This is a genomic window from Microbulbifer magnicolonia, from assembly GCF_035117725.1.
GTDB classification, from domain to species: domain Bacteria; phylum Pseudomonadota; class Gammaproteobacteria; order Pseudomonadales; family Cellvibrionaceae; genus Microbulbifer; species Microbulbifer magnicolonia.
Genome location: NZ_JAYEFD010000010.1, coordinates 1 through 4,227 on the forward strand (window position 1 = coordinate 1; position 4,227 = coordinate 4,227).

The 4,227-nt window shown below is 45.9% G+C and carries 6 protein-coding genes; all 6 read left to right on the plus strand.

Annotation, left to right across the window (positions count from 1 at the left end; genetic code table 11):
• Positions 1–139 precede the first annotated feature (139 nt).
• Entirely contained in the window at positions 140–604 is a 465-nt protein-coding gene (locus RRF64_RS18715; RefSeq protein ID WP_323847443.1) for a hypothetical protein, read from the plus strand.
• A 123-nt stretch (positions 605–727) separates the two neighbouring features.
• On the plus strand, positions 728–973 hold the full coding sequence (locus RRF64_RS18720; protein ID WP_323847444.1) for a hypothetical protein: 246 nt from the start codon (positions 728–730) through the stop codon (positions 971–973).
• Positions 974–1,142: 169 nt separating this feature from the next.
• Positions 1,143–1,676, plus strand: a complete 534-nt coding sequence (locus RRF64_RS18725) for a hypothetical protein (protein WP_323847445.1) — start codon at positions 1,143–1,145, stop codon at positions 1,674–1,676.
• A gap of 133 nt (positions 1,677–1,809) precedes the next feature.
• Positions 1,810–2,112: a hypothetical protein gene (locus RRF64_RS18730; protein ID WP_323847446.1), complete on the plus strand. Its 303-nt coding sequence runs from the start codon at positions 1,810–1,812 to the stop codon at positions 2,110–2,112.
• 356 nt (positions 2,113–2,468) lie between these two features.
• The gene (locus RRF64_RS18735) at positions 2,469–2,927 is read left to right on the plus strand and encodes a hypothetical protein (protein ID WP_323847447.1); all 459 of its coding nucleotides are present in this window, start codon (positions 2,469–2,471) and stop codon (positions 2,925–2,927) included.
• Positions 2,928–3,250: 323 nt separating this feature from the next.
• Positions 3,251–3,556, plus strand: a complete 306-nt coding sequence (locus RRF64_RS18740; protein WP_323847448.1) for a hypothetical protein — start codon at positions 3,251–3,253, stop codon at positions 3,554–3,556.
• Positions 3,557–4,227: the final 671 nt, after the last annotated feature.

Consider the following 4,227-nt stretch of genomic DNA (forward strand, 5'->3'; position numbering starts at 1 on the left):
AGCCTAACAAACAGCGGCAGAGCGACAGCCAACGCTACGCACCTTTTGTGTTACTCGCTGGCGCTCAAACATTAACACAAAATGCGCTCCGCGCTGGCTGCGCCTGCGCTGGGCGTTAGAGAAATGAAAGGAGAAATTTATGCCATATAAGATTTATGCGGCGGAAATTAAACGAGTGGGTCAACCCGGTATAATTATCACCACTGCTTATAAAAATGCTGGAGGATACCCGAGAGCAGAATCTTTCTTCATTGTTCCTCAACAAGATGCGCACAATAAGTTCAATAAACTCACGTTTGATGTCCAGTCCTTTGAAAGTTCACCAGTGACATTAGACGAGGAGTTCATGCTTAAAGAAGCACTAAATCAGGCCCAGATAGACCTTGCCTTATTTATAGAAACATACTATGAAAAATGTCCTCAGCTAATTCCTCCGAACGTGCCAAATACAACAGAATCAAATATCAATTTGTTGGTTCATACTTGGGTTCGTGGAGCTGGAGATTCCCTGAAGGATGTTTATCAAAAAACAGAGTATGAACCTCTTCGGGAAGCTTTGAGGCCTATAATCCCTCTTCCTACTATGGAGCGGAGTTCTCTCTAACAATTCGCTCCAGGGGACAGCTTACTATATGCACCTTTTTGTGCGGTCGCTACGCTCCCATTTTGCACAAAAATATGCATATAGTAAGCTGCCCCTGAACTCGGCGTTATACGTCAGTAAATTATGAGTGAAGAAGGAATCAAAGCGGTTTTTGGTGCTTTTGGGTTCATTTGTTTGCTTGCGAACATAGCGCTAACGATCGAGCTGAATAACTACCCGATGAAATCACGGGTAAAGAAATTCTTGTTCTATTTGGTGGTCTGGCTAGTTCCGTTAATTGGCGCAATCTGGTCTCACCGTAAGTTAAAAATTGGTTGGGCTAAAGGTGATGGGTCGAGTGGTCATGACACTCCGGTTGATCCAGGCTAGGGAGCTCCGTTGCAATGCCGTATAACAATCACAGGCAGGATGCTACGGCCCTGCGGGCCTCCGCGGGACGCCTTACCTTGTGCGCATTTTGCGCGGGTCGCTGCGCTCCCATTTTCGCGCAAAATGCGCACAAGGCAAGTCGCCCCTGCTGTGGGCGTTAGGCAAGACAATGAAAAAGAACGTAATACTTGCACTTTTTTTCACGGCTAACGTTTGGGCAGAAGAAGTTTCTCTGCAGGAGATAGAGATTCCTAATTCAAGTTTGTCCGTACGTATTCCTCATAATTGGAACTACTCAAAACCATATATAGGTGATGGAAAGTACAGCTCTGTACAAGTGTACCTTCCAAAAGAAGATCACGGAGGATACCCAGGATATCCAGAATTTGAATTTGAGTATTCAGATGATCGCTCAGAAAATGTTGAAATTTCGTCCGCATTAAAGAAAATGGCTAAATCGACAATGCTAGGCGAGAAACAATCGTATGTTTTTACAGAAACTGTTGAAGTAAGTTATTTATTGTCTGATATGTCTCATTCAAACGCTAACCTAAAGGTGACTTATTACTTCACTCAGGTCGGTAGTGGTTACCTTATCTGCTCTCTTAGAACTCTAGAAAGCCAAGAAGGACAGCATAAAAAATATAGTGCCAACTTGGAGTCCTTTTGTCGGCAAGCAGTTACATCAGGTCCCGCAGGTTGACATGCCTAACAATGCAATGCAGCCGACGGCCAAATTTGTGCACCTTTTGCGCGGTCGCTACGCTCCCATTTTTGCGCAAAATGCGCACAAATTTGGCCGCGGCTGATTGCGGCGTTAAGTGCCCGAGTTACCCATGCAAAGTAAAAAAATGTACAAGCTCTCTATACTTTTATACTTGATGTCATTAGCTCTCCCAATGAATGGGATGTGGTTTGGTGGTTTATTCATGATGCTTACATCAGGCTTAGTTTCGGTAGCAGCTATAGGAAGCATTGGTATTGAAGCAGCGAGTACACCAAAAGGCGCACTTGGCATGCTCATATTTTTGCTTCCTTTCGCCAACATTGTATTTATTTGGTGTGCTCTAAAGTTCAAAAGTACGCATAGATTATTCACTCTATCAACAGTACTTCTTTTTGCTTCAACGCTAATTTGACTCCACATTGCTCTTTCGATGGTATTCGGAGGTTTTTGGAATCTTTACTTGTTTATAATTTGGTCTTTGTCTTTTGTTGTACTATCACTTGCCATTCTTTTTAAGGTACGCCATGTTTAACAAAGGGCTAAGTATCGTTCGCTGTAGCTCACCGGGGCGCCGGAAAGAATCGAGTCGTCCAATTAAGTGATACGCAAGTGCCAAAACACTTAACAAGGCCGGGCAGTTTGCTCCAGGCCTGCGGCCCTCCGCGGGACAGCTTACCTTGTGCACGTTTTGCGCGGGTCGCTGCGCTCCCATTTTCGCGCAAAACGCGCACAAGGTAAGCTGCCCCTGCCGGCGGCTTTAGGGCAATCATGAAAAAAGTTATATTGTCAGTCCTACTTTCACTTTCATTAAATGTTCAAGCTTGGGAATGTGGAAGTGAGCAACAAGGTATCGATACACCAATCAACAAGCACATCGAGTTTGCAACTGAAATTTATATGGGAAGGGTTATTAACTCTTACTTAGTTGAAGAAATTGATAAAGTAGTGTTTGAGTTGAAAGTATCGGAGTTATTTAAAGGGCGTTACAAAAATCACGTCACGTTATTTACATCTAGTAATCCGGCAAATCCAGAAATATCTATTGGAAATAGTTATATCGTATTTTTGTATGGGAGCAACGATGTGAACTTTTGTGGTGTCACTATCAATTTGGGGTACATAAACAACTTAGATCTACTAAAAGATCAGGCTGAAAACGGTAGGTTCGAGCAACGTCAGATCGAGCAAATCCGAGCCTTGTTAGCATACAAGGGGGCCCAGCCCTAACAATGCAATGCAGCCGACGTCTTACTTTGTGCACTTTTTGCACGGTCGCTGCGCTCCCATTTTCGTGCAAAAAGCACACAAAGTAAGCCGCGTCTGATTGCGGCGTTCAGGCTGTAGAAAAACTCGGGCGATTTTTGAATGGGTGAATTTTTCGTGCGGAGAGTGCCCTAAAATGCTTTTCGTCACCCCAAATAGAGCCAGAATTCACGTAGGCACGCGATTTTCTGGGTGAAATACAATCAGAAGGAAGGGGCCGGAGTTTTTCTACAGCCTCGTTAGGCGGCATCTCAACCACGTGAGCGGTAAAAGAGGGGGAGTGGAACGTGAAACTCAGCGACCGCGAAATTGAGATCATCTCGAGAATACCCAAGAACCGCCGAAACCGGACGCTCGGTCTATGGTTTGTGGCCGCCGCCATGCTGTTCGCGATGGTGGTTGCTTTTTACATTGAATATGACCTGACGATTGTTGTCACAATGCTCGGAGGGTTTCTGGCCGGTCAGGCCGCAGCGCACTCCAGCAGTAGGTCTGAGGACAAACTCATTGATCTCCTCCAGCGATACGTCAGTAGCGATCCAGAAGCAATTCAGCAGTTCGCAGGGGCGCGTACTGGTGAGTATGCCGCCTAACAAGGCGCTGCAGACGGACAAAGTCAAGCTGTCACGCCTCTTGCATTCGCAAGAGCCGCGCCAGCTTGCCTTTGCCGCTGAGCTTGGTCGTTAACTGCGGAACCAGTGATGAAGGTATTGATTGATCTCTATGCGAGACTTGGAGTCAAGTTATATCCATTTAGATGGATTCTTCTGATGGCGATCTTTCTGCCATTCTTCGCATGGTCTGCGATTTCCGCAGCGATACTTATGTTGGCTGCATTGTGGTCAATGCTATTGCTATCAACTGTACTGGTTTATGGCCCCATCAAGAGCTTCGAAGGTTCTGTGATTTGGAGTGATGGAGTTAGGCCTATTGCTTGGCTTTTTATATTGTTGTTCTCATTATGTGTTTTGGCCGGATCCGTTGTAATTCTCTATGGCATCATACAGAGCAGTTAACAAAGCCAAGCAGTTTGCTCCACCCCTTCGGGGTTCCGCGGGACGCCCAACGCTGTGCACCTTTTGCGCGGTCGCTATCGCTCCCATTATTGCGCAAAAGGCGCACAACGTTGGTCGCCCCTGTTGGCGGCGTTAGGCTTTTGCGACGGCCCGGATAATTTCACTGGAAAAGCAAGATGGCGCGATGGCAAACTCTAAGTCTCGAGGATTTCCAGAGAGTAACTGACGAGGCGTTTTCATTCTTGATG

Excerpts from the sequence above, each read along its gene's own strand:
- RRF64_RS18720 (WP_323847444.1), top strand. The coding sequence starts at position 728 with ATGAGTGAAGAAGGAATCAAAGCGGTTTTTGGTGCTTTTGGGTTCATT.
- RRF64_RS18735 (WP_323847447.1), top strand. The coding sequence starts at position 2,469 with ATGAAAAAAGTTATATTGTCAGTCCTACTTTCACTTTCATTAAATGTT.
- RRF64_RS18730 (WP_323847446.1), top strand. The coding sequence starts at position 1,810 with ATGCAAAGTAAAAAAATGTACAAGCTCTCTATACTTTTATACTTGATG.
- RRF64_RS18725 (WP_323847445.1), top strand. The coding sequence starts at position 1,143 with ATGAAAAAGAACGTAATACTTGCACTTTTTTTCACGGCTAACGTTTGG.
- RRF64_RS18715 (WP_323847443.1), top strand. The coding sequence starts at position 140 with ATGCCATATAAGATTTATGCGGCGGAAATTAAACGAGTGGGTCAACCC.